Source organism: Fusobacterium sp. (assembly GCF_019012925.1).
GTDB lineage: Bacteria > Fusobacteriota > Fusobacteriia > Fusobacteriales > Fusobacteriaceae > Fusobacterium_A.
The window spans coordinates 1-24,447 of the sequence record NZ_JAGIRL010000040.1 but is presented as its reverse complement, the minus strand read 5'-3'; the positions used below and the strand labels follow the sequence as shown (position 1 = coordinate 24,447).

Below are 24,447 nucleotides of genomic sequence, written 5' to 3'. Positions count from 1 at the left end.
GTGTAGGTAATCACCTACACTTTTTTCATAGTATTATATCTTTAAAAGTAACAATTCAGCTAACTTATATAGAAAAAACACCCCAATTCCACAGTATGAAGCAAGAAGTAAAAAAGCTCCTAATCTGTTATCATATACATATTCATCTTCTAGCTCTCTATTCTCCCTAGCACTGTATTCCTTGTTAATTTTCTCTAATTTTTCTAATTCTACTCTCTCTTCTAATGTTAGCATTCTCTACTCCTCCATTTTTTTATTTTCTATCTTTAAAATGGAGAGTTTTTAATTTCGAAGCAACCGCTTTCTATCTCTGAGTAAAATCCCATATAACCCTTTGATTTTAAAAGTTCTAAATGATTGAATTTCACTTTTAAAAACTTTTGTTAATAGCACTATAACAACACTCAAAATTGGTATCATATCTCTATAATTATCATAGATTACGGTAGTATCACTTAAATTTGTTGGCTCCTTTACCACTAATTCCTCGTGTATCCCCTCAATATGATCTACTAATATCACTATATTGTTTGTACTATTTTTATCAAATAAAGGAGGCTTTTGATTGGAATGTTGTAAATTTACTATCAATATTGACAATGTAAAAATTAACAACATCAATATCTTTCTTATTCTCATCAATTACCTCCTCTTTTTTATTATTTTATCCCTTTTTCCTTTAGAAGTTTTAACATCTCTAGATTGTTTAATTTAGTTGCTATCGTTTTAGCAGAATCACCATAGGAGATATATCTAGGATTTACACCTAAGTCAATTAATCTCTCTACTGCTTTTAAATTACCATTAGCAACAGATCTCAAGTATATTTCACCAAATATATTCTCACCTTTATTATTTTTCAATTTAAGGTTATATCCCTTTACATTAAGTAATTCCAATACTGTATTCTCATCATAAGCATAGTATATAGGATAGTTTCCATCTTCATCCAAAGCTAAGAAATCTGCACCTAAACGCTCTAAATCTCTTACTAGCTCAATATCTCCAATAGAAGCAGACCAAAATGTTACATCCCAACCATTTTTATCCTTTGCTTTAAAATTTACACCATTTTCCAATAGATATTTGCTATAACTATCTGATTTTTCCTTTATAAAGTAGATTAATAATGGGGTACTATTTTTTAGTGAAATGGCATTGATATCAGCTCCATTTGTTACCAAACTTTTCAAAGCTTCAATACTTCTTACATAAAAAATAGCTGTTCTTCCATTATCATCTCTATCTTCTAAATTAATATCTCTAGTTAAAATTATATTTAAAGAATTCAAACTATCCTTCTCCAATATATTCATCAATAGAGTTTTATTATTCTCATCTCTGTAATCTATTGGAAATCCCTCTGCTAAATACTTATTTAAACTGTATGAATCATCTAAAAATACTGCTGTATACACCTCTTCAGGAGTTACTACTTTTTTTGATTTTTTTTGAAGAAAACTACAACTTGTAAATAATAGTGTTATACATAAAAGAATTAAAATTCTATTAAGATTACTCTTCATTTCTCTTTTCATATTTTCTTCTCTCTCCCTCTTTCAGATATTTTTTTCTTAATCTGATATTGTCAGGAGTTACTTCTACAAGCTCATCATCAGCTATGTAATCAAGTGCTTGCTCTAAAGTAAATCTTCTTGGTGGAGCTAATTTAACAGCATCATCACTTCCAGCAGCTCTCATATTTGTTAATTTTTTAGTTTTACAAACATTTACTACTAGATCATTTTCTCTACTGTGCTCTCCAACTATCATTCCTTCATAAACTGGAATTCCAGGATCTAAGAATAATATTCCTCTATCTTGTATGTTATTTAGAGCATATGCCACTGTTACACCTGGTTCAGTTGCAATAAGTACTCCTCTACTTCTTGTAGGTATATCTCCTTTATGAGGTTCATAATCATAGAAAGAGTGGTTTAAGATTCCTGTTCCCTTAGTATCTGTTAAGAACTCATTTCTAAATCCAATAAGTCCTCTTGCTGGTACTTTAAACTCTAAACGAGTATATCCATCAGTACCAGGGATCATAGATACCATCTCTCCCTTTCTTATACCCATCTTCTCAATAACTACTCCTGTGAAACTATCATCAACATCTATAAGTGCCATCTCAATTGGTTCAAGTCTCTTTCCATCTTTCTCTTTCATAAGAACTCTTGGTTTTGATACCTGTATCTCAAATCCTTCTCTTCTCATATTCTCTAATAGTATAGAAAGTTGAAGTTCTCCTCTTCCTTTTACAACAAAGGCATCTGGAGTTTCAGTAGTCTCTACTCTCATACTTACGTTTGTTTGTAACTCTTTTTGTAGTCTTTCCCAAATATGTCTAGATGTTACAAATTTCCCTTCTTTTCCTGCAAATGGAGAGTCATTTACCATAAATGTCATTGCTAGTGTTGGTTCGTCAATATCTATTAATGGTAAAGCTATTGGTTCATTAACATCAGCTAATGTTTCTCCAATATCTATATTATCTATTCCTGCAATACAAACTATATCTCCAGCATGTGCCTCTTGCACTTCAACTCTTTTTAATCCTTCATAACCATAAAGTACAGAGATTTTTCCTTTTACCATTTTTTCATCTCTTTTTATTAACATAACCTCTTGGTTTCTTCTTACAATACCATTATGAATTCTTCCTACAGCTAGTTTACCAACATAGTTGTCATAAGCTATATTTGTGATTAGGAATTGCATAGGTTTGTTATCGTCACCCTCTGGATCCTCTACATGCTCAAGAATTGTTTCAAATAATGGAGTCATATCTTGGCTCTCATCTTCTAAATTTCTCTTTGCAAATCCACCTTTTCCTGAAGCGTATACCACTGGGAATTCTAATTGTAAATCATTAGCATTAAGCTCTATAAATAGCTCATATACCATATATAATACATCTTCTGGTCTTGCATTTGGTTTATCTACTTTGTTTACTACTACTATTGGTCTATGTCCTTGCTCTAAAGCTTTCTTCAATACATACTTTGTCTGAGGCATTGGACCTTCAAAAGCATCTACTAATAGTACTACTGAATCAACCATTTTCATAATTCTTTGTACTTCTCCTCCAAAGTCAGCGTGTCCTGGAGTATCTACAATGTTGATCTTATAATCTTTATATCTTACAGATGCATTTTTAGAAAAAATTGTAATTCCTCTTTCTCTTTCAATATCATTTGAGTCCATTACTCTCTCTTCTACTTTTTCTAATTCGTGAGAACCGAAGGCTCCACCTTGTCTTAAAAGACAATCCACAAGTGTTGTTTTACCGTGGTCAACATGGGCAATAATTGCTATGTTTTTTATTTTCATTATTCTTCCTTCCTTCAGGGCTAAAAATATTTATACCCTTTTAATAAATTATTATTTACATTTGCTAAACCTAAGAATTTGTTTTCTAGATAAACTCTATACCTTCCATCTGCTGTATTACATCTTATGGTATTTCCATTTTGGAATAATACAAAGTTTTTTCCATCTTCAATCTCTATCTTCGGATATTGAAAAAACTCCTCTACACTACTTAAGAAGTCATCTTTTCCTTCTAAATGTAGTTTTTCTATATCCTCTAAAGTGTATGAGCTCTCTATATCTGACTCTCCTACTCTCTCTCTTACCAGTGAAGTCATAGTGGCAAAAGTTCCCAACTCTCTTCCTATGTCATCTATCAAAGAACGAATATATGTTCCTTTAGATACTTCACATCTAATCTTTCCTTTTCTTCCATCAAACTCTATAATCTCTATAAAATTTATACTTATCTCTCTAGCTTTTCTTTCTACTTCTATCCCTTTTCTAGCTAGATCATATAATTTTTGTCCTTCAATTTTAATAGCAGAGTACATTGGTGGAATCTGTTTTATATCTCCTATAAACTTCTTTAAAACACTTTCTAACTCAGTTCGAGTTGTCTCTTTTTTCTCAGACTCTTCTACTATTTTTCCCTCAATATCATAGGTATCTGTTCTATACCCCAATTCAAATCCTGCAGTATAAACTTTTGAATACCCCTCTATATCTTGAACAAGTCTAGTAGCTCTTCCCAGACAAACAACTAAAACTCCCTCAGCCAAAGGATCTAAAGTTCCTGTGTGTCCTATTCTTCTCTCTTTTAGGACCTTTCTAAGAACTCTAATAACATCAAAGGAAGTTATTCCACTAGGTTTATTAATATTAATTATTCCTTCCAAAACTTCAACTCCTATATTAGAACTATTTTATATTGTATCACATAATCCTAATTTTTAAAACAATTTTTTATTTTTCTATAATCCCATATCTATTACTTGGACTCCATAATAGATACTGTTTTATTCCTAAGTCATCTAAGGCTTTTATCTGAGCCTCTATCTCTTTTTTACCATAAGGAATATACCCCTTTACCCATTTAGCAGTAAAAGCTTGTAACCAAGGTCTAATATCTGCTGGATATTTTAAATTATAGTTTCTATTTATTCCATCCAAAGTAGTATAGTAGATAGTCTTATATGGCTCTGCATCAGGTACTGCCAATCCATATACTCCTCTTCCATAGTGACTTGGATATGCCATTGGGGATATTGCATCAACCTCATTACTTATTACTTCCCAATGTTGACCCAATCCCATATCATCACTTGAACTTGAAACTTGTCCATATATATCTGCTGATATATAAACCTCTAATGGCTCCAACTCTTTTCTAGCATATTTTAGATATTTTTGAATTGTTTCAGGTTTAGATTCACCATTTGTATTTCTATAATCTAGTTCTTTATCTAACTTTCCACCATTTGATGCTGGGAATCTCACATAGTCAAACTGTATCTCATTAAATCCAGCTTTTGCAGCCTCTTTTGCCACTGCAATATTATATTCCCATAGATATCTATCATGTGGAGATACCCAAATTACACCATCACTATTAGTAAATGGTTTTCCTGTAGCTCTTTTTATTATAGCTTTCTCTGGGTGTTTAGAAGCATATGTAGGATCTTTAAATGATACTATTCTAGCTATTGTATAGATATTGTTATCTTTTAATTTTTTCATAAAAGAGTGTATATCTGATATAGGGTATCTGTTATCATTTTTTCCTAAATATTTTAACTCAGCATCTGTTTTGAAAAGCATCTTTCCAAAATCCTCTTTCACATCTATTACAAAAGCATTTATCTTTGTTCTTTTAGAAAGCTCTATCAACTCATCAATTCTTTTTGCTGAAGCAGCCGTATTAACTGTTAGATATATACCTCTTACATCAATTTTTGGATTATTTACATATTCTCTCTTAGGAACAGCACTCAAATTAGCATTCTTTAGATTAGCAGGAATAACTTTTCTAACATCTTCAGTCAAACTTCCTGTTCTGATCCAGCCCTCTCTCATCTCATTATTTTTTCCATACACTATTCTTTTCCAGTAACTTTTTTCAACATTCTTCTTCGTTGTAAAAGTCCCATCTTCTTTTTTAACCTTTGTCTCCTTAGTTATTTCAACAACCTTATCCTCTAGTACCTCAACTCTCATAGCTTTTTTCAAACTATCTTTTTGTACCTTCCCATTTGGCTCTGAATATATTGGTGTCTTATAGTTTATAGTATAGGCTATCTTCTTCTCTGGAGCCTTCTCTTTTTCACTTATCTTTATCTCTTTCAACGGTAATACTTGATTGACCTCTTCATTCTTTTCCTCTTTACTCTGTTCTTGGGAAACTACATTAACAACTTCCACACTACTTTTTCCAATATCCTTAGTCAAACTAGCTGTGGCAGTAATGGTAACTACATAAAAAGCTATCATACCTAATATTCCACTCATAAATCTTTTCTCTCTTCTCATCTTTATCTCCCTTACTTATATCATATTAGATATTTTATACTATTTTTTAAAAAATAGCTAGTTTGATTTTTAATAGACAATATATTTTTTATATACAAATAATAAAAGGTGCTGATAAAAATTAGCACCTTTTATATATGAATATCTATACTTTTTTTATTTAGCTTTTCTTTTTCCTTTTGCTGCTTTTTTCTCAACTACTGGATTCATTTTTTCTAATAAGTTCTTACCAGGTTTAAATTTTGCAACTTTTCTTGCAGCAACCTTCATAGGTTTTTTAGTCTGTGGATTTATACAAGTTCTTTCTGCTCTCTCTGATGCTTCAAACTTTCCAAATCCTATAAAAGAAATGCTCTCTCCTTTAACTAATACTTCTTCAAGTGTTTCCAAAAATACCTTTGTTAATTTCTCTGCTTCTAACTTTGTTTTTAACTCTGCTTTAGTTCCAAATAATTCTACAAACTCTTTCTTTGTCATTTGAAATCACTCCCAATTATTTATTTAGTTGCCCTTACTATTAAAATAGCACGTTTTTCCAATAAAAACAATAGTTTTTCTTAATTTTTTTTAACTTTTTCTTTTATAAAAACCTGTACCCAATAGTTCTTTCCATTTTTGTCTTTAGCTCTTCCAATTCCTATTTGAGTATACTCTGGATTTAAAATGTTTTTTCTGTGACCCTTAGATTTTAGCCATCTCTCTACTACAAACTCTGGAGTACTATGCCAACGAGCAATATTCTCACCGGCAGCACTGTATTTTATCCCTTTTTTCTTCATCAAATTAAACGTTGTTCCAAACTTTGGGCTATTATGTGATAACTCCTGATTTTTTGCCATATCCTTGGCTTTTTCCATAGCTATTTTATTTAATTTGCTATCCATTTTCAAAGGCTTTAGATGTTTTTCTACCCTAGCCTTATTTGTCTTTTTTAAAATTATATCTTGGTAATCTTCACCTTTAATTGGTACTATATACACAAGTAATACCAAAATAATAGAAATTAATCTTTTCACTATTTTTACCTCCTTAATCTATATATATTTTAACATTTTTTTTATTTTTTTCTACTCTTTCTTTGTTTGACTTTTAATTTTCCTCATTATATAATTTAGCTACAGAATACGATTTATTTAAGGAGAGTTTATGTTTAGTGTTGATTTTGGTTTTCCTGTATTAGGGGCAAATGTTCTTGACACAGGTATTAACTTTGGGATTTATTGTAAAAATAAGAAAAATATAGTATTGAATATCTTTGATTCAGCTGATGATACTACACCAGCTATTGTTTTAAAATTAGATGAAAAATTAAATAAAACAGGGGATATTTGGCATATTTTTTTAAGAGAAGGAAAAGAGGGTGTTATTTACTCTTGGGATATAGATGATGCTTTGGACCTACTAGATCCATATGCCCTATCTTATACTAAAAATAAAAAGAGAGCTATTGCTGTAAAGAAGGATCTTTTTAAGGTTAGACATCTCAATACCCCTCTAAATGATACTATAATCTATGAAGTTCATATCAAATTATTTACACAAAACAATAACTCTTTGGTTGAATTTCCTGGCCAATATAAGGGATTTGTAGAGAAAATTCCATATCTGAAAGAATTGGGTATCACTGCTGTCGAGTTTTTACCTGTATTTGAATGGGATGAATACACAGGAAGATATAATGCTAATAACGAACTTTTAGAAAATGTTTGGGGATACAATCCTATTGGTTTCTTTGCTCCTACTAAAAAATTTGCTTCAGAAGATTCTAACTCAAATTTTAATGAGGTTATTGAGATTAAAGAGCTTGTTAATGAACTTCATAAAAATGGAATTGAAGTTATTCTAGATGTAGTCTATAACCATACTGCTGAAAGTGGTAACGATGGCTGGGTCTATAACTTCAAAGCTATGAATAACTCTGGATTTTATATGTTAGAAAAGGATGGAATTGAGTATAAAAACTACTCTGGTTGTGGAAATACATTTAACTGTAATAATATAATGAGTAAGGATATTATTCTTAACTCCCTAAAATATTGGTATCTTGATATTGGAGTTGATGGATTTAGATTTGACTTAGCTCCTATTCTTGGAAGAGATGAAAATGGACAATGGGGAGGACACTCTGTATTAAATGAAATAATACAAGATCCTATCCTTTCTCACTGTAAATTGATCTCTGAAAGTTGGGATTTAGGTGGTTACTATGTTGGGGATATGCCAACTGATTGGAGCGAATGGAATGGGAAATATAGAGATGTTATTCGTAGATTTATAAAAGGAGATTTTGGACAAATTCCTGAACTTTTAAAAAGAATCTTTGGTAGCCCTGATATTTTCAAAAGAGATAATCGTTCCCCATATAGTAGTATCAACTTTATAAGCTGTCACGATGGATTTACCCTGTATGATTTAGTTAGTTATAATACTAAACATAATTTTGATAATGGTGAAAATAACCAAGATGGAGAAAATTTTAATAATTCATATAACTGGGGAGAAGAGGGAGAAACAGATAATTTAGATATTATAGCCCTTCGGAAAAAATTGATAAAAAACTTTTTTCTAATTCTAATGATCTCTCAAGGAGTTCCTATGTTTTTGATGGGTGATGAGTGTGGAAGAACACAAAAAGGAAATAATAACGCCTATTGTCAAGATAACACTCTAACTTGGTTTGATTGGGATAGAAAAAAAGAGTTTGAAGATCTTTATGAATTTGTAAAACAGATGATAAAAATTAGAAAAACATACTCTATTTTTAGAAAAAATTCATACTGGGAGTGTGAAGAGGATGGTAGAAATGATATTACTCTTCATGGTGTCAAATTAAATTCTCCAGATTTCTCATATCACTCTTTAAGCACTGCCTTTGAATTGATGGATTATGAGGCTAATACTAGATTTTACATCGCTCTTAATTCATACTATGACGATTTAGAGTTTGAACTTCCACCCCTTGAAGAGGATAAAAAATGGTATAAATTAATAAATACTTCTGAAAATAATAGCTTTAATTTTTCTGAAACTCCAATTGATAAGCTATCTTACTCTGTAAAAGCAAGAAGTTCTATTATTTTAATCTCTAAATAGTTAAAAAAGAAGTTGAATCAATTAGTCTACTAATTAATCAACTTCTTTTTGTATTTTTCTAGTTATTCTATATTTTATTTAAAATTTAAAAAGTAATCTTTATTACACTTTAAACTATTAATATTTTTTTTCTACCTTTATGCTGTATAATCTCAATATCTGTTTCGTATATAACCTCAATATTTTCTTTAGTTAATACCTCGCTATTATTACCATATGCAAATATTTTTTTATCCTTTAAAAATAAAAATTTATTACAATATTTATTAGCTAGTCCTAAATCATGAATACTCATAATTATTATTAAATCTTTTTCACTAGCTATTAATTTTAAAAATTCTAAAACTTTTTTTTGTGATTTTATATCTAAATTACTTGTAGGTTCATCTAAGACAATAACTTTTGTATCTTGGATTATAGCTTTGGCTATCATTACTTTTTGTCTTTCTCCTCCAGATAATTTAAATATATCTTTAAGTGCTAATCTTTCTAATTCCAATACTTTTATTAGTTCATTTGCCTTCTTTAATATTTCTATCTTATCTTCCCTTTCATTTCCTACTTTTCCCATACAAATATAATCTATAACTGTTATAGAAAAATTTATATTTGTAGACTGTGGTACATATGCCAAATATTTTGCTCTTTCTACTAATGAACATTTTTTTAAATTGACTTCATCTAAATAACAATTTCCATCACTATTAATTAAAGATAAAATTCCCTTTAAAAGAGTAGTTTTTCCAACACCATTTGGTCCTAAAATAGCTACAACATCTCCTTTTTTTATATCTAAACTAATATCTTGTAAAATAACTTTTTCTCTATACTTCAAAGTTAATCTATCTAATTTTAAACCCAAAACACTACTCCTTCTTACTTAAAATTTGTTTTAAAAATATTGGTACTCCTAAGAAAGATATTACAATTCCAACTGGTAATATTACAGGACTAAAAATTATTCTACCTATTGTATCTGATATTAAAACAAGTAGTCCTCCTATCAGTAACGAAGCTAAAAGCAAATACCTATAATCATTTCCTACACTCAATCGTGCAATATGTGGAGCTACTAATCCAACAAATCCAATAACACCTGTAAAACTTATAATCGTAGCTGTAATCAAAGAGGAACAAATACTAACTAATATTCTTATTTTTTTTACATCTATCCCCATAGTAACTATAACATCATCATCATTTACTGATATAATACTCAATTCTCGATTATAATAATATAAAATTAATAGACAAGGTAATATCACTAATGCTACAACTTTTACTTCTTTCCAACTAGCTCCATTTACACTTCCAAAAGTCCAATGGACAATTTTTGCTAAAGTTACATCATCTGATAAAAATTGTACACTTGTCGATAAAGCTTGAAAAAAATAGTTTAATGCAATCCCTGAAAGTATTAATGATTGAGAACTTAATTGCATTTTATTAGATATTATAAATACTAATAATGTACATAATAATGCAAATATAAAAGCATTTGTAACTACTCCTAATTGAGTTGTTCCAAATAAGCTCCATCCATAAACTATAGCAATAGAAGCTCCAAAACTAGCTGAACTTGATATTCCTATTGTAAAAGGACTTACTAGTGAATTCCTAGTTATTCCTTGCATAATCGTTCCAGCACCTGCTAATCCAATTCCTACCAGTACTGCTAATATTATTCTAGGCAATCTCAAATTCAATATTATTTTTTCCATTGCAGTTAATTCAAAACTTTTAAATAATATTTTTTTTAAAATTATCATAACCTGAAAGATATTAGAATTAGTCACTCCTAGTCCAGCACAAAATAATATCACTATGAAAAGAAATATAGTCATAAATAATATTTTTTTCATTTTTTTTTGTTGTATTTTTTTATATTCTTCAAAAATATTTCTACTATTCATTTAATAATTCCTTAATATCATAAAAATGTCCATCTGTAATTTCTATCCCTTGATATTTTTTTAGCCATGTTGAATAAACTTCATAAGGATTTAAATCAGGTAACAATTCTGGGTACAACCATTTTGCTACAAACATTGTACCTACTAATTTAGAAGCTCCACCATGACCAAATTGGCTCATAAAATACACACTATCATTTTTTATTGCTTTTATCTCTTGCCAACTTGGACGATTTTTTATTTCATTATATTTAGCTAAAAATTCTGCTCTAGTTGGTGCATTATATACACCTGTTCCACTCATTGCGACTTTTGGAGTAACTAATTTTATAATTACATCTGGATTTTTACTTACTATAACTTCTGGATCTACCTCAGATTTTTTTATATTTTTAAAATCTTTCTCAAATATATTCTTCGCTCCTGCATAAACTGTCATATTATAAAAATAATCGCCTGGTACTGTTGTTGATAATGTACTTACAGTTTCTAAATATAGAGTTTTCTTTTTATTTTCAGGAACATTATTTTTTATATATTCTAATTTTGAATTAAAGTAATTATAAAACTCCTCTGCTTTTTCCTCTGTTCCAAATATCTTTCCTATATTTTTAACTTGTTTTCCAAAATCGGCTGTATCATATCCTGATATAACAAAAACTTTTATTCCAAATGGTAATAATTTTTCTTCTGCCTCTTGATAAGAACCATTTTGAGGCAAAATTACCACTTCAGGATTTAATTCTATTATTTTTTCATAATTTAAATTTTTAGCATCTTTACCTATGACATCTTCTATTGCAAAATTATTCCAGTATTTTCTATCCTGAGCTGTTCCCATATCTGTTGCTACTACCTTATCTATTGCTCCACAAGCACGAATTAATTCAGAATTATACCTATTTGCAACAACTGCTCTTTCAATAGTTTTAGTGAATTCCACTTTTCTTCCAGCATTATCAACCAAAACAAAACCTTGTTGAGCAACTGATATACAAAATGAAACAAACATTAAAAATAAAACTATACCTCTTTTTTTCATAATTCTCTCCTTTACTTTATATTTTTTAATAAAAAAACTTTCTAGTAAAATAGAGTTATCTTACTAGAAAGTCATAATCACATATTTTGATCTATTGACAATTGGTAAGTCTTCTGACTCAGCTTCATCCTACTCTCACGCCTTCCCAGTTTCCCAGTGACATATTGTGATTTCGTCCACCATACAGCAGTTTCCTGTGTGGGATTCTCACCCATCTTCCTCTATTAAGTAAATTTACACCTAATCTCTTAGAATCACTTAATATTTTAAATAATTTTATACTAATTGTCAATAAAATATTTGTTTTTTGTATATATTGTATCTTTTTTATATTATTTAAGTTTGAAACATATAAATTATTTATTCAGAATATTTTCATATATTCCTATATATTTCTTAGCTGAAGTGTCCCAACTATTATCTCTTGCCTTTGCATTTTCCATAATTTTTTTCCATTGATCTTTATCTTTATAGATTGATAATGCATAAGATAATACTTTTAACATTGTATCTCCATTAGGATCTCTAAATCCAAATCCATCTCCCATACCAGTGTACTCATTGTATGGAGTTACAGTATCTCTCAATCCACCTGTTTCTCTTACCAATGGAATAGTCTCATATCTCATAGCTATCATTTGAGAAAGTCCACAAGGTTCAAATAGAGACGGCATTAAGAATATATCTGCACCTTGGTAAACATCTATTGAAAGTGGTTGATTAAATCCTATATACGAGCAAACTCTTTTAGGATACTGGCTCTCCTTCCATCTAAAGAAATTTTCATAATGAGCCTCTCCACTTCCTAGCAATACAAATTGTATTCCTAAATCCATCATTTGATCAAATTTTTCAGCAATCATATCAATACCTTTTTGTCTATCTAACCTTGATATTATAGCCACTAATGGTACATTCGGATCTATATTTAGCCCCAACTCTTTTTGCAGTTTAGCCTTCATCTCTTCTTTTGATTCTGAATTTATTTTAAATACATTTCCATCTATTCCATTTACTATTCCTGATAACTTATAGTCAAATTTTCTGAATAATCCATCAATTCCCTCTCCATACTCTGGAGTTTTTATCTCTTCAGCATAAGTTTCACTAACTGTAGTTACATAGTCAGAATATACCACTCCACCCTTTAGAAAAGATATCATATCATAGTATTTCAATCCGTCCTCTTGATAATACTTATCTCTATCTATCTCTAAAGTCTCCTCTATCTCTTGATTTGGAAAAAATCCTTGGAATCTTAAGTTATGTATAGTAAATACTGTTCTTATATTATTAAGTCCTCTTTCCAATAGATATATAGGTGTAAGAGCAGTATGCCAATCATTACAATGGATAATATCTGGAGTAAATCCTGTAATATCAAATGTTTCAACTATAGCTTTTGTAAAAAATGCAAATCTCTCGCAATCATCCTTTTCACCATAGATTTTCTCTCTTGAAAAATACTGCATATTATCTACAAAATAATAAATCACTCCATCAAGTTCATAACTCTCTATCCCTACATAAGCATTATAGTGTGATGCCCATATCTTCTTATTCCCTAAATATGTCATATCATTTCTATATTTTTCTGGTATCTGACCATATTTTGGTAGGATAACCCTTGCATCTACACCCTTCTCTTTTAAGGCTTTTGGTAGTGAATATGCTACATCTCCTAATCCACCTGTCTTAATAAATGGCCAAGCTTCTCCAGTAGCAAAAAGTACTTTCATCTATTTCCTCCTCTTTATTTATTAGCTCCCTCTAAATAAGCTAATAAATTCTTATACTGTTTATCATCCCATTTTATACTTTTTTCTATTACTAATGGATAATTTCTAGAAGCACTTAATTTTTCATTAGAATTTATTACATTATTTTTATCAACGATTATATTTTTTAATACAGCTCCTGATTTTACAACACAATCTTGTAATAGTATACAGTTTTCTACCTCTGCTCCTGCCTCTACAACTGCTCCTCTTGCCAAGATAGAGTTTTTAACATTACCACCTAAAATACATCCATTGGCTATCAAACTGTTATTTACCTCTGCTCCCTCTTTGAATAGTGAAGGTGGAGTATCTTTTGTCTTAGTATATATACTTCTCTCTTTAATGAATATATCCTCTCTTACCTCTTTTTTCAAAAGATCCATATTGAAGTCAAAATACTCTTTTGTTGAGTTTACACAAGATAGATATCCTTTAAATTCATAACCATTTATGCTTACTCTTCCAATATTTCTAGTAACTAAATCTCTAACTGTATAGTAAACTCCCTCTTGAATACCGTCACATATCATCTTTATTAGAAGCTCCTTACTCATAATAAATGCTTCCATAGAGATATTCTCATCTTTTTTAAAGAAAAGATTTTGTCCTATTCCTAAAACTTCATTATTTTCACCAATTTTTACACTGTCACAATTATCAAATCTTTCGTTAGCATTGTTTACTTTTTTATACACTAGAGTGATATCTCTTCCACTCTCTTCATGATGTTTTATAACGTCTTTTACATCTAAGTTACATACCATATGTGAACTCAATACCACTACATTTTCTTGCTTACTACGGAAGAAATACTCCATATTTTTCTTTACTCTCTTTATATTTGTTGTATATGATGAGTCAGCCATCTGTTTAAACATAAAGATTCCATCTTTTTTTCTGTCTAAATCCCACTCTGCTCCTCTACCAATATGGTCAGTAAGAGAGTTTAAATCCTCGTTTCCAGCAAAAATTCCTACATTTCTTATTCCTGCATTAACCAAATTTGAAAGTGCAAAGTCTATTATTCTATATGTTCCTCCAGCCGGAACAGAAGCAAGTGGTCTCATTTTAGTAAGCGATCTTATATTATCTAAACTTTCATCTAAAAATATTATAGCCATATAGTTGTTAATCATTTGTTTCCTCCCCTTGTAATCACTATTTTACAGCATTACTTTTTATTATCTCTCCGGCACCAATTACTACAATCTCCTCATTATCTCCAACAACAGTGTTCTTTTCAATAACTACATCTTCAGCTAAAATTGCTTTATTTATTATTACATTCTCCTCAATAGTTGTATTTGGCATAATTACTGAGTTAAAGATTTTACTATTCTTTCCTATTTTTACACCTGGGAAAATTATTGAATTTTTTACTTCTCCCTCTATTTCACACCCTTTTTCTACAAGAGAGTTAATTACTCTTGCTTCATCACTAACATATAGTGGTGGATATACCCCTTGACGAGTATTTATCTTCCAACTCTTGTCAAATAGATTTAATTCATTATCCTCTTTAAGTAGATCCATATGAGCTTCCCAGAAACTATCTATTGTTCCAACATCTTTCCAATACCCTTCAAATGGATAAGCAAATAATTTCATCTTATCATTTAATAGATTAGGAATAATATTCTTACCAAAATCGTTACTTGAAGTTGAATCTTGCTCATCTTCAATTAGATATTTTTTCAATACACTCCATTTGAATATATATATTCCCATAGAAGCTAGTGTACTTTTTGGCTCTTTTGGTTTCTCTTCAAACTCATAGATTGAGTAGTCCTCATTTGTATTCATTATTCCAAAACTAGGTGCATCTTTTAAAGGTACATTAAAAACACCAATTGTTGCATCTGCATCTTTTTCTATATGGAATTTTAACATCTTATCATAATCCATCTTGTATATATGATCTCCAGATAGTATTAGAACATGCTCAGGTTCATACTTATCTATGAAAGAGATATTTTGATATATTGCATTGGCAGTCCCTTTATACCATCCTCCACCATCATTCTTTTTAGTATGAGGTTGTAATACTGTAACTCCTCCATTCATTCTATCCAAGTCCCAAGGAGATCCACTTCCAATATGCTCATTCAAAATATGAGGTTCATATTGAGTTAATACTCCTACTGTATCTATTCCAGAGTTTGAACAGTTACTTAAAGTAAAATCTATTATTCTATACTTTCCTCCAAATGAAACTGCTGGTTTTGCTATTTTTTCTGTAAGTTTTTTTAGACGACTTCCTTGTCCTCCAGCTAGTAGCATAGCTATTATATTCTTCTTCATACCTCTCCTCCTAATAACTTTACGTTTTTATTTTGGTATTTTTAACTTATACTGCTTACTTCTCTATTGATTTTTTCTCCTCAGCCTTCAAAAATATAACTGAATTAGATGCTATATCCAAAGGGATTGAGTATGGTCTTCCATTCCATTCACTCTTCTCCGCCTTATATCTCTTTCTCTTATTGAAATTTACTCCACCAAATCTCTCATCATCACTATTTAATATTACTCTATACATTTTCTCTTCAGGAACTCCTATTCTATATGAAACTTTATTCTCTCCTGAAAAATTAAATATACCTATGAGTTTTTCTTTTTTATCCTTAGTTTGTCTCAAAAAAACTATCACATTTCCATTATAGTTTTCATGCTCTATCCATTCAAAAGTCTCCCAACTATCTTCCCATAGTGCTTCCTCTTTCAAATATAGCTTATTTAGAGCTCTACAATAATCCTGTATCTTTTTATTAGCTTCATTTCCTAATAATTCCCATTCTAATTGATCATAGAATCTCCACTCTAAACCTTGAGCAAAGTCATTTCCCATAAAATTCAATTTTTTACCTGGATGAAATATTTGATAAGCATAAAGAGATCTAACATTTGAAAGTTGTGCTCCATAAAAACCGGGCATCTTATTCACAATAGACTTCTTTCCATGTACCACTTCATCATGTGAAAGTGGTAATACATAGTTTTCTGAAAAAGCATACATAAATGAAAATGTCAGTTTTCCATGATGATCTTTTCTATATAATGGATCTATTTCAAAATACTTTAAGGTATCATTCATCCACCCCATATTCCACTTATTATTAAATCCCAATCCACCATCAACTGCATGTTTTGTTACATTGGGCCAAGCTGTGGAATCCTCTGCCATAACTACACAATTTGGATAATCTTCATGAATGGCACTATTAAATTTTTTAAAAAAATCTACAGCTATGAGATTCTCCTTTCCTCCATATTGGTTGGTCAATCCCTCTATATTAGGTAGATATAGCATATTAGCTACAGCATCTATCCTTATTCCATCTATATGAAACTCTTTAAACCAATAATTCACATTTGAGATAAGGAAACTTTGTACCTCATATCTCGATAGATCAAAGTTACAAGTTCCCCACTCCTTATTCTCCCCAATTCTCTCATCTGCATACTCATAGGTAGCACTTCCATCAAATTTATATAGTCCTTGTTCATCTTTACAAAAATGTCCAGGAACCCAGTCTAATATCACTCCTATATTGTGTCTATGCATATAGTTTACAAAATACATAAAATCTTCAGGTACTCCATAACGACTTGTTACAGAGTAATATCCTGTACTTTGATATCCCCAAGAGGCATCTAATGGGTGCTCATTTATTGGCATTATCTCTATATGAGTATAGTTCATATCCTTTATGTAATCACATAACTCTTCAGCTAATTCTATATAGTTTAACCAATCTCCATTTTCCTTTCTCTTCCAAGATCCTAAATGAACTTCATATATATTCATAGGTTTATTTAATCCAGTTATTCTCTTATTCAACCATCTCTTATCTGTCCATTTAAATTCTGGTATATCATATAATACAGAGGCTGTATTTGGTCTTAATTCTGAATAAAAGGCATATGGATCAGCTTTGAATACAACATTTCCATCACATTGTTCCACTTTAAATTTATACAAATCCAATTTTTTTAATCCAGGTATTTTTAGTTCCCAAATTCCTTCTGGATTATTTTTTTTCATTTTGTGGGCTTCTCCACTCCAACCATTGAAATCCCCAACCACTGAAACATTTTTTGCATTTGGAGCCCACACTCTAAAAATAACTCCACCATCTTCAAAGTGTGCTCCCATATATTTATAAGCTTCTCTGTGTTCTCCTTTATGAAAAAGATATCTATCCAACTCTTTATCCAATTTTGACCACCTTTCATTCTATAGTTTTACTGGAGTTATATTCCAAATCTCCTCAGCATACTCTTTTATAGTTCTATCAGATGAAAATTTTCCAGCATTTGCTATATTTTTTAATTGTTTTCTTGCCCAGTCCATTCTGAAAGTATATTCTTTATTAATAAGTTGTTGTGTTCTTCTATATGCTTCATAATCCTCTAGTACGAAGTATTGATCTGCTTGATGCCAAGGTGCTGTCTCCATAAGAGATCTATGTATTGTTCCATATACTCCATTTCCCAAATCACTAAATGTTCCATCTACCAATGAATCAACTATTTTTTTCAATCCCTCTACACAATTATATGGTACATGTGGATCATATCCTTGAGCTCTCATCTCTTCTACTTCTTTTACTGTAAGTCCAAATATGTAGTTATTTTCTCTTCCTGCTTCCTCTACTATCTCTACGTTTGCTCCATCCATAGTTCCAAGAGTTAGAGCTCCATTCAACATAAACTTCATATTTCCAGTTCCTGAAGCCTCTTTTCCTGCTGTGGAAATCTGCTCTGATATATCTGCTGCTGGGAATAATTTTTCAGCTACAGATACTCTGTAGTTTTCTACAAATACAACTTTTAATTTTGAATTTACTTGTGGATCTTTGTTTATCATCTGTGCTACTTCATTTATCAATCTTATAATTCCTTTAGCTACAAAATATCCTGGTGCAGCCTTTGCTCCAAATATATATGTAACTGGTGTAAAGTTCATATTTGGATTCAATTTTAATTTATTGTATAATCCTATTATTTGGAATATATTTAATAGTTGTCTCTTATACTCATGAAGTCTCTTTATCTGTACATCAAATATTGAATTAGGATCTATCTCAATTCCTTGTGTTTCCTTTAAGAATTTTGCTAATTCAACTTTCTTTTCATGTTTTATATCCAATATTCTCTTCAATACACTCTCATCATCTAAATAAGCTTCCAGTTTTTTTAATTCACTCAAATCAGTTATCCAAGCATCACCTATCAACTCAGTTATCAATGAAGCAAGTTGTGAGTTTGATTGTAATAACCATCTTCTTTGTGTTATACCATTTGTTTTATTTAAAAATCTATCTGGATATAGTTCATACCAATCTTTTAACTCTTTATTTTTTAATATCTCTGTATGAAGTGCTGCAACTCCATTTACCTTATGACTTCCATAGATTGCAAGCCAAGCCATATGAATCATATTTCCATTTATAATTCTCATTCTATTCTGTCTATCATAATCATTTGGGAATTTTTGCTCTAGATACTCTCTCAATTGATTATCTATCCCTTGAGTTATCTGATATACTCTAGGAACTACCTGCTCGTATAGTCCTACCCACCATTTTTCCAAAGCTTCAGCTAATATTGTATGGTTTGTATAGGCAAAAGTTTTCTCTACTATACTCCAAGCCTTTTCCCAGCTTATTCCCTCTATATCTATAAATATTCTCATAAGTTCAGGAATAGCTATTACTGGGTGTGTATCATTCAATTGAATAGCTGTAAACTCTGAAAAACTATCAAAATTATTTCCATGAACTTTTTTATATCTTTTTACTATATCTTGAAGTGAAGCTGAAACAAAGAAATACTGTTGTTTCAATCTCAATTTTTTACCCTCATCTGTAGAATCGTTAGGATATAGTACTCTTGAGATATCTTCAGCTAAAGTTTTTTGTTGTGTTGCATGTAGATAATCCTGTTGATTAAATTTTCCTAGATCTAGATCTACTAAAGAGTGAGCTTCCCACAATCTCAATGTATTTACATTATCAGTTCCATAACCTATTATAGGCATATCATAAGGAACAGCTCTAACACTTCCATCACCAAATGTTACTATGACTTCATCATCAGGTCTCATAACTGACCATACATCTCCATATTTTAACCAAGTTTCTGGTTTCTCTATCTGATAACCATCTCTAAACTCCTGATTGAATATCCCGTTTCTATATCTTATTCCATAACCTTTCCCTGGTAAATTAAGAGTAGCTAAAGAATCTAAAAAGCATGCTGCTAGTCTTCCCAACCCACCATTACCTAATGCTGAATCCTCCTCTGCATCCTCTACTTTATTATAATTTATCCCCAATTCTGCAAATAACTCTTTTACCTCTTGTAACATTCCTAGGTTTATCAAGTTATTTCCCAATGCTCTTCCCATTAAAAACTCTGCTGATAGATAAAAAGCCTGTTTTTCTTGCTCATACAATCTCTCTGTATCATACCAATTATCAGCAATATTCTCCATTACAGCCTGTCCCAAAGCTCTGTAAATCTCAAAATCTTTAGCTTCATTCAACTTTTTTCCAAAGCTAACTTTTAAATTTCTTTCAATTTGTTTTCTTAATACCTCTTTTTCTACTCTCATTTGTTTACCTCTTATGTTTTATTTAGTATCTATTAAATATTTTTGTTACTTCCTTCAATCTCTCTTTTAAATCATTACTTAGATCTCTTTCTTGAACTCTCCACTTCCAGTTTTTTCCAACTGTTGCTGGAATATTCATTCTAGCAGACCTTCCCAATCCCAATAGATCTTGCATCTGTATTATTACCAATTTTGCCTTTGAACTCCACAATGTCTCTATTCCTCTCCATTCAATAGGATTCCAATAGTTTCTTCCTCTTTTTTCTAGCCACTCTTTCAAATACTCATCACATTTGAATTTTGTATACTCATTTAGCCCCTCATACCAACCAACAATAGTATCATTATCATGTGTTCCTGTATATGCTACACAGTTCTCTTCATATTTATGAGGTAAGTAGTCACTGTCATCACTATCAAAAGCAAATTCTAATATTTTCATTCCTGGATAGCCACTTTTTTTCAATAGTTTTTTTACACTTGGAGTTAATAGCCCTAAATCTTCAGCTATGATCTGAACTTTTCCAACTCTTTTTTCAATAGTTTTAAACAGATCCATTCCAGGTCCCTTTTTCCATCTACCTTTTATTGCAGTCTTCTCTCTATATCTTATACTCCAAAAAGAATCAAATCCTCTAAAATGATCTATTCTTACTATATCATATATCTCAAAACAGAATCTAACTCTATCTATCCACCATCTATATTTTTGCTTTTTTAACTCTTTCCAATCGTATAAAACATTCCCCCATAGTTGACCTGTTTTACTAAAATAATCTGGTGGACAACCTGCTACACACTTGGGAACTCTTGATTTTGTAAATTGAAATATCTTTGAATTACTCCAAGTATCTGAACTATCAGTTGCAACAAAAATTGGAATATCTCCTATAATTTTTACTCCTTTTTCATTGGCATATCTCTTCAATATACCCCATTGCTTATAAAAAGTATATTGCAAAAAACTATAATATTCAAGTCTTTTTTCATTTATTACACCAAATTTACTTTTCACTCTGTTTTTGTAAATTTTACTCCATTTTTGCCAAGGTTTACCATCAAACTTTTCTTTTAAAGTCATATATAAAGCATAGTCTTCCAACCAGAATTTATTTTTTTTCTTAAATTCACTATACTCCTTTTTCAACTTTTCATCACTGGCTAAATTTTCTATAAATTTAGGGAAAATTTTTTCTAATACTATATCTTTTTGAAATTTAACCTGCTCATAATCTAAATTATCATCATAATTTACCTTTCTTAAACCATCCAACTCACTATTATCTATATAACTTTTATTGACAAACTCCTCTAAATCTATAAATAAATAGTTCCCAGCAAATGCTGAATAAGATTGATATGGAGAATCTCCATAGCCTGTTGGTCCCAATGGTAAAATCTGCCACAGCTTTTGACCACTTTCATTTAAAAAATCTACAAATTCATAAGCTTTTTTTCCAAGATCCCCTATCCCATACTCACTTGGTAGTGATGAAATATGCATCAAGATCCCACTACTTCTCTCAAACATTGCTCCTCCTATTTTATTAGATTTCTTCTTTCATGAAGTGTATCTATTTTTATCTTATCATCAAATATCTCTTCATAAACTTTAGATAGTTTAGCCATATATATATCACTATGTATATGCTCAGATATTATCTTTATAAAGATCTCATTATCAGTACAAATACCACTAAATTTCTCTCCTATTCGAGTTACTATCAAGCTTCTCTTTAAGTCTGCTACCAACATTAATCTACTTGAATTTTTATAGCTCTCCTTTTCTTGCCCCTTATGATATACCTCTATATCTAAACCTAAATTATCTATTTCATTAAAACTAAAAAGTATTATCCGAACTCCTCTTTCTATAGCTCTTTCCAAATTTTCTCTTAAACTTTGTAAGTTGAAATCTGTATTGATATAGATCTCGCTCTCACTTTTCTCTATAATATCAACCAAGGCTCTATCTATATTCTCTCTCTTATCTAATTTATAAAAATACTCTGTTTTTACAGTTTTATCGAGATTTTTTAAATCACTCTTTAAATTTTTAAATGTACCCATATACTTTTTTTCCATCTCTTCTAAAAGTAATTCAGGATCCTTTGCTTCATACTCCTTACTTGTATTAGGAATTAAAAGTATATATCCATTTTTACACATTGTATCTAACATCTGATATATTGTAGATTTTGATAGTTCCAACTCCTTTGCTAACTTATACCCACTTGCTCTCCCTATAGTTAACAATGTTGTATAAATAAGTGCCTCTGTCTTAGAAAATCCTATACTTTTTAATTTTTCTATTATTTTTTCCACTTTTCCCTCCACAATAGTAGTTCAATTTCAAACTACCACCCTATAAAGGTATTATACAACTTTTATCGTCTCATTTCAATACTTTAAATTATTTAATAAAACATTTTATCTTTTTATAAGATAAAAAAATGGAGAATCAACTCTCCACTTTTTTATCCATAAATAGTTTTCTATGAACTTTGTCTTATCTCTAATATAATAGAAAAAAGTTGAATATATAACAATTGATATATATTCTCCATATATGACTTTGAGTGAAAATTATTTTTCTAACACCAAAATAGTTATTGATAGATTTCATATAGTTCAATTAATTAATAGAGCTTTAAATAAAACCAGAATTAAAACAATGAATAGTTTTAACCAAATAGGCAAGAAGTCGCCCACCTCTATAGGTGGTGCGATGAATTGCCTAATTTGTAATTTTATGATATACTAATACCAAAGGACATTAGTAACTGAATATATAAGGTTAAGGCAAGTAAACTGTTGCCTTGTAAAATATTCACAGTATAGTTTTGTTATTACAAAACATAAAAGCATTGATAAACAAAATGCAAATTATTATATATTCGGGCTAGGAACTAGCCATAGAGCTTGGTAAATATAGTTGGCTAACAAAAGCAACTACTTCCCAAGAAGCTCCCACTTCTATAAGTGGTGAGTAGTTCACAGTAAAAGAGCCATCAATTTATAAAAATATAAGAAAGAATGGAAACTATTCCTTTATGACTCTTTGAAATTGGCACATAAACGAGTATACTGTCGTTCTTTTAGAGATTTTATCTCACAAAATGAAAAAGTGGTAGATATTCACCCTTTTTTATCAGTACTAGCCACTATTATCCCCTCTGAATTGATAAAATTCAGATCTTTTTCTATAACTTTTTTCATCTCTTTAACTATGCTTTCTGCCAACTCTTTTGCTATCTCCACACAATCACACTCCCCTAAATTTCCTCATACTAAAATTGGTGGGAATAATCATTTCCCACCAAAACTTCTATAACCTTACTTAAAGGTTCCACTCATTTTCGCCCTATAATAAACTCCATAAACTACAAAAATTATTCCTAAAATTATAAATATCTTCCTGTCGAGTTCGGCTGTCTTCCATATCTCTTTATACTCATAATATAAATTTTTAAAACCCAAACTTAATGGCATTACAACTATACAAGTAATGAAACTTCCAAAAAACTCTCTCTTATTAATTAAATAATCTTTAAGAAAATAATTTGTTACACCCACAATAATAATATTAACTAAATATCCATATATTAAATAATTAAATATCCATTTTTTTAAATTAAATTTTTTCCTCATACTTCCCCGCCTTAATTTACATTAAAAGGACCTTGAACTTTATTTTTAGACTTCATTTCTTCTATCGAATTATTAAATCCTTTATAATTAGAATGTACCCCATTAATTCCATCAGCAAATTGATATCCCTCAAATAATAATTTTTCTATAGCTATTACCTGTTCTTTTCCTTGAAGCTTTCCTAAAACTGGGTGTTCTAAAGATATTTTTCTACTTTTTAAAACACTCTTTATTTTAAATCCTTTTGCTAATTCTCTAAGTCCTTTTGTTCCTAAAAATATCTCTGCTCCATAATATATAGTGTGTCCTATGCTTTTGTTATCAACAACTTTTTCAAAAAAAACTCCCATAGAAAATTTTAAAGGATTATTGTAAAGCGTATCTAAATCCATTTCATCATCTCTGTCGTTATAGTCTAAATAAATACTATAGCTATTTGAAACAATTGTATTTGCTCCAAATAAAACCGTTATAGCTATCGCTGCCGTTCCTCCAGTTGCCACTGTT

22 protein-coding genes, 1 pseudogene and 1 riboswitch are annotated in these 24,447 nt (G+C 30.2%); of the genes and pseudogenes, 2 read left to right on the top strand and 21 right to left on the bottom strand.

Going from position 1 to position 24,447, the window contains the following annotated elements:
• Positions 1-33: 33 nt before the first annotated feature.
• From QZ286_RS07430 to QZ286_RS07395, 8 genes are all read right to left on the bottom strand, one after another.
• Complete coding sequence (locus tag QZ286_RS07430) at positions 34-234, bottom strand: hypothetical protein (RefSeq protein WP_291256328.1); 201 nt, start codon at positions 232-234, stop codon at positions 34-36.
• 48 nt (positions 235-282) lie between these two features.
• Positions 283-639: a hypothetical protein gene (locus QZ286_RS07425; protein WP_291256327.1), complete on the bottom strand. Its 357-nt coding sequence runs from the start codon at positions 637-639 to the stop codon at positions 283-285.
• A gap of 20 nt (positions 640-659) precedes the next feature.
• Positions 660-1,538, bottom strand: coding sequence for an ankyrin repeat domain-containing protein (locus tag QZ286_RS07420; protein WP_291256326.1), 879 nt, complete (start codon positions 1,536-1,538; stop codon positions 660-662).
• Positions 1,516-3,333, bottom strand: coding sequence for a translational GTPase TypA (typA, locus tag QZ286_RS07415; RefSeq protein WP_291256325.1), 1,818 nt, complete (start codon positions 3,331-3,333; stop codon positions 1,516-1,518). Before typA ends, QZ286_RS07420 begins: the two co-directional genes overlap by 23 nt.
• Positions 3,334-3,353: 20 nt before the next feature.
• Positions 3,354-4,211, bottom strand: a complete 858-nt coding sequence (gene truB / locus QZ286_RS07410) for a tRNA pseudouridine(55) synthase TruB (RefSeq protein WP_291256324.1) — start codon at positions 4,209-4,211, stop codon at positions 3,354-3,356.
• Positions 4,212-4,278: 67 nt separating this feature from the next.
• A complete protein-coding gene (locus QZ286_RS07405; protein WP_291256323.1) occupies positions 4,279-5,841 on the bottom strand; it encodes a putative glycoside hydrolase in 1,563 nt (520 codons plus the stop codon).
• A 156-nt stretch (positions 5,842-5,997) separates the two neighbouring features.
• On the bottom strand, positions 5,998-6,318 hold the full coding sequence (locus QZ286_RS07400) for an HU family DNA-binding protein (RefSeq protein ID WP_291256322.1): 321 nt from the start codon (positions 6,316-6,318) through the stop codon (positions 5,998-6,000).
• Positions 6,319-6,398: 80 nt separating this feature from the next.
• Positions 6,399-6,857 (bottom strand): CAP domain-containing protein, encoded by a 459-nt coding sequence (locus QZ286_RS07395; protein WP_291256321.1) that lies wholly within the window; start codon positions 6,855-6,857, stop codon positions 6,399-6,401.
• A 130-nt stretch (positions 6,858-6,987) separates the two neighbouring features.
• On the opposite strand from QZ286_RS07395, the gene QZ286_RS07390 reads away from it, so the two are divergent.
• Complete coding sequence (locus QZ286_RS07390; protein WP_291256320.1) at positions 6,988-8,934, top strand: alpha-amylase family glycosyl hydrolase; 1,947 nt, start codon at positions 6,988-6,990, stop codon at positions 8,932-8,934.
• Between the two features lie 109 nt (positions 8,935-9,043).
• Here QZ286_RS07390 and QZ286_RS07385 read toward each other — a convergent pair whose 3' ends face one another.
• The 10 genes from QZ286_RS07385 to QZ286_RS07340 all read right to left on the bottom strand — a co-directional run bounded on the left by QZ286_RS07385 (position 9,044) and on the right by QZ286_RS07340 (position 22,614).
• The gene (locus QZ286_RS07385; protein ID WP_291256319.1) at positions 9,044-9,796 is read right to left on the bottom strand and encodes an ABC transporter ATP-binding protein; all 753 of its coding nucleotides are present in this window, start codon (positions 9,794-9,796) and stop codon (positions 9,044-9,046) included.
• Between the two features lie 4 nt (positions 9,797-9,800).
• Positions 9,801-10,796: an iron ABC transporter permease gene (locus tag QZ286_RS07380; protein ID WP_291256318.1), complete on the bottom strand. Its 996-nt coding sequence runs from the start codon at positions 10,794-10,796 to the stop codon at positions 9,801-9,803.
• Between the two features lie 43 nt (positions 10,797-10,839).
• On the bottom strand, positions 10,840-11,889 hold the full coding sequence (locus QZ286_RS07375) for an ABC transporter substrate-binding protein (RefSeq protein ID WP_291256317.1): 1,050 nt from the start codon (positions 11,887-11,889) through the stop codon (positions 10,840-10,842).
• Positions 11,890-11,974: 85 nt separating this feature from the next.
• Positions 11,975-12,148: riboswitch (cobalamin riboswitch) on the bottom strand.
• A 97-nt stretch (positions 12,149-12,245) separates the two neighbouring features.
• Positions 12,246-13,628 carry a glycogen synthase gene (locus QZ286_RS07370; RefSeq protein WP_291256316.1) on the bottom strand — a complete coding sequence of 461 codons (1,383 nt, stop codon included), beginning with the start codon at positions 13,626-13,628 and terminating at the stop codon, positions 12,246-12,248.
• Between the two features lie 14 nt (positions 13,629-13,642).
• On the bottom strand, positions 13,643-14,806 hold the full coding sequence (glgD, locus tag QZ286_RS07365) for a glucose-1-phosphate adenylyltransferase subunit GlgD (RefSeq protein WP_291256315.1): 1,164 nt from the start codon (positions 14,804-14,806) through the stop codon (positions 13,643-13,645).
• Positions 14,807-14,828: 22 nt separating this feature from the next.
• Positions 14,829-15,971: a glucose-1-phosphate adenylyltransferase gene (locus tag QZ286_RS07360; protein ID WP_291256314.1), complete on the bottom strand. Its 1,143-nt coding sequence runs from the start codon at positions 15,969-15,971 to the stop codon at positions 14,829-14,831.
• 55 nt (positions 15,972-16,026) lie between these two features.
• Positions 16,027-17,889, bottom strand: a complete 1,863-nt coding sequence (gene glgB / locus QZ286_RS07355; protein ID WP_291256313.1) for a 1,4-alpha-glucan branching protein GlgB — start codon at positions 17,887-17,889, stop codon at positions 16,027-16,029.
• An 18-nt stretch (positions 17,890-17,907) separates the two neighbouring features.
• Positions 17,908-20,289 carry a glycogen/starch/alpha-glucan phosphorylase gene (locus tag QZ286_RS07350; RefSeq protein ID WP_291256312.1) on the bottom strand — a complete coding sequence of 794 codons (2,382 nt, stop codon included), beginning with the start codon at positions 20,287-20,289 and terminating at the stop codon, positions 17,908-17,910.
• Positions 20,290-20,311: 22 nt separating this feature from the next.
• Positions 20,312-21,820, bottom strand: a complete 1,509-nt coding sequence (malQ, locus tag QZ286_RS07345; RefSeq protein ID WP_291256311.1) for a 4-alpha-glucanotransferase — start codon at positions 21,818-21,820, stop codon at positions 20,312-20,314.
• A gap of 8 nt (positions 21,821-21,828) precedes the next feature.
• Positions 21,829-22,614 carry a TrmB family transcriptional regulator gene (locus QZ286_RS07340; protein ID WP_291256310.1) on the bottom strand — a complete coding sequence of 262 codons (786 nt, stop codon included), beginning with the start codon at positions 22,612-22,614 and terminating at the stop codon, positions 21,829-21,831.
• Between the two features lie 214 nt (positions 22,615-22,828).
• On the opposite strand from QZ286_RS07340, the pseudogene QZ286_RS10310 reads away from it, so the two are divergent.
• A pseudogene (locus QZ286_RS10310) lies at positions 22,829-23,053 on the top strand (transposase); the annotation flags it as partial.
• Positions 23,054-23,427: 374 nt separating this feature from the next.
• On the opposite strand, the gene QZ286_RS07335 reads toward QZ286_RS10310, so the two are convergent.
• From QZ286_RS07335 to QZ286_RS07325, 3 genes are all read right to left on the bottom strand, one after another.
• The gene (locus tag QZ286_RS07335) at positions 23,428-23,550 is read right to left on the bottom strand and encodes a sugar diacid recognition domain-containing protein (RefSeq protein WP_291256309.1); all 123 of its coding nucleotides are present in this window, start codon (positions 23,548-23,550) and stop codon (positions 23,428-23,430) included.
• A 75-nt stretch (positions 23,551-23,625) separates the two neighbouring features.
• On the bottom strand, positions 23,626-23,940 hold the full coding sequence (locus tag QZ286_RS07330) for a hypothetical protein (protein ID WP_291256308.1): 315 nt from the start codon (positions 23,938-23,940) through the stop codon (positions 23,626-23,628).
• 11 nt (positions 23,941-23,951) lie between these two features.
• Positions 23,952-24,447: hypothetical protein (locus QZ286_RS07325; protein WP_291256307.1), on the bottom strand; the 496-nt coding region annotated here is incomplete at its 5' end.

Bases quoted from the DNA above. Each gene is read 5' to 3' on its own strand.
- QZ286_RS07430 (WP_291256328.1), bottom strand. From the start codon at position 234: ATGCTAACATTAGAAGAGAGAGTAGAATTAGAAAAATTAGAGAAAATT.
- QZ286_RS07425 (WP_291256327.1), bottom strand. From the start codon at position 639: ATGAGAATAAGAAAGATATTGATGTTGTTAATTTTTACATTGTCAATA.
- QZ286_RS07420 (WP_291256326.1), bottom strand. From the start codon at position 1,538: ATGAAAAGAGAAATGAAGAGTAATCTTAATAGAATTTTAATTCTTTTA.
- typA (WP_291256325.1), bottom strand. From the start codon at position 3,333: ATGAAAATAAAAAACATAGCAATTATTGCCCATGTTGACCACGGTAAA.
- QZ286_RS07405 (WP_291256323.1), bottom strand. From the start codon at position 5,841: ATGAGAAGAGAGAAAAGATTTATGAGTGGAATATTAGGTATGATAGCT.
- QZ286_RS07400 (WP_291256322.1), bottom strand. From the start codon at position 6,318: ATGACAAAGAAAGAGTTTGTAGAATTATTTGGAACTAAAGCAGAGTTA.
- QZ286_RS07390 (WP_291256320.1), top strand. From the start codon at position 6,988: ATGTTTAGTGTTGATTTTGGTTTTCCTGTATTAGGGGCAAATGTTCTT.
- QZ286_RS07380 (WP_291256318.1), bottom strand. From the start codon at position 10,796: ATGAAAAAAATATTATTTATGACTATATTTCTTTTCATAGTGATATTA.
- QZ286_RS07375 (WP_291256317.1), bottom strand. From the start codon at position 11,889: ATGAAAAAAAGAGGTATAGTTTTATTTTTAATGTTTGTTTCATTTTGT.
- QZ286_RS07370 (WP_291256316.1), bottom strand. From the start codon at position 13,628: ATGAAAGTACTTTTTGCTACTGGAGAAGCTTGGCCATTTATTAAGACA.
- glgD (WP_291256315.1), bottom strand. From the start codon at position 14,806: ATGATTAACAACTATATGGCTATAATATTTTTAGATGAAAGTTTAGAT.
- QZ286_RS07360 (WP_291256314.1), bottom strand. From the start codon at position 15,971: ATGAAGAAGAATATAATAGCTATGCTACTAGCTGGAGGACAAGGAAGT.
- QZ286_RS07350 (WP_291256312.1), bottom strand. From the start codon at position 20,289: ATGAGAGTAGAAAAAGAGGTATTAAGAAAACAAATTGAAAGAAATTTA.
- malQ (WP_291256311.1), bottom strand. From the start codon at position 21,820: ATGTTTGAGAGAAGTAGTGGGATCTTGATGCATATTTCATCACTACCA.
- QZ286_RS07330 (WP_291256308.1), bottom strand. From the start codon at position 23,940: ATGAGGAAAAAATTTAATTTAAAAAAATGGATATTTAATTATTTAATA.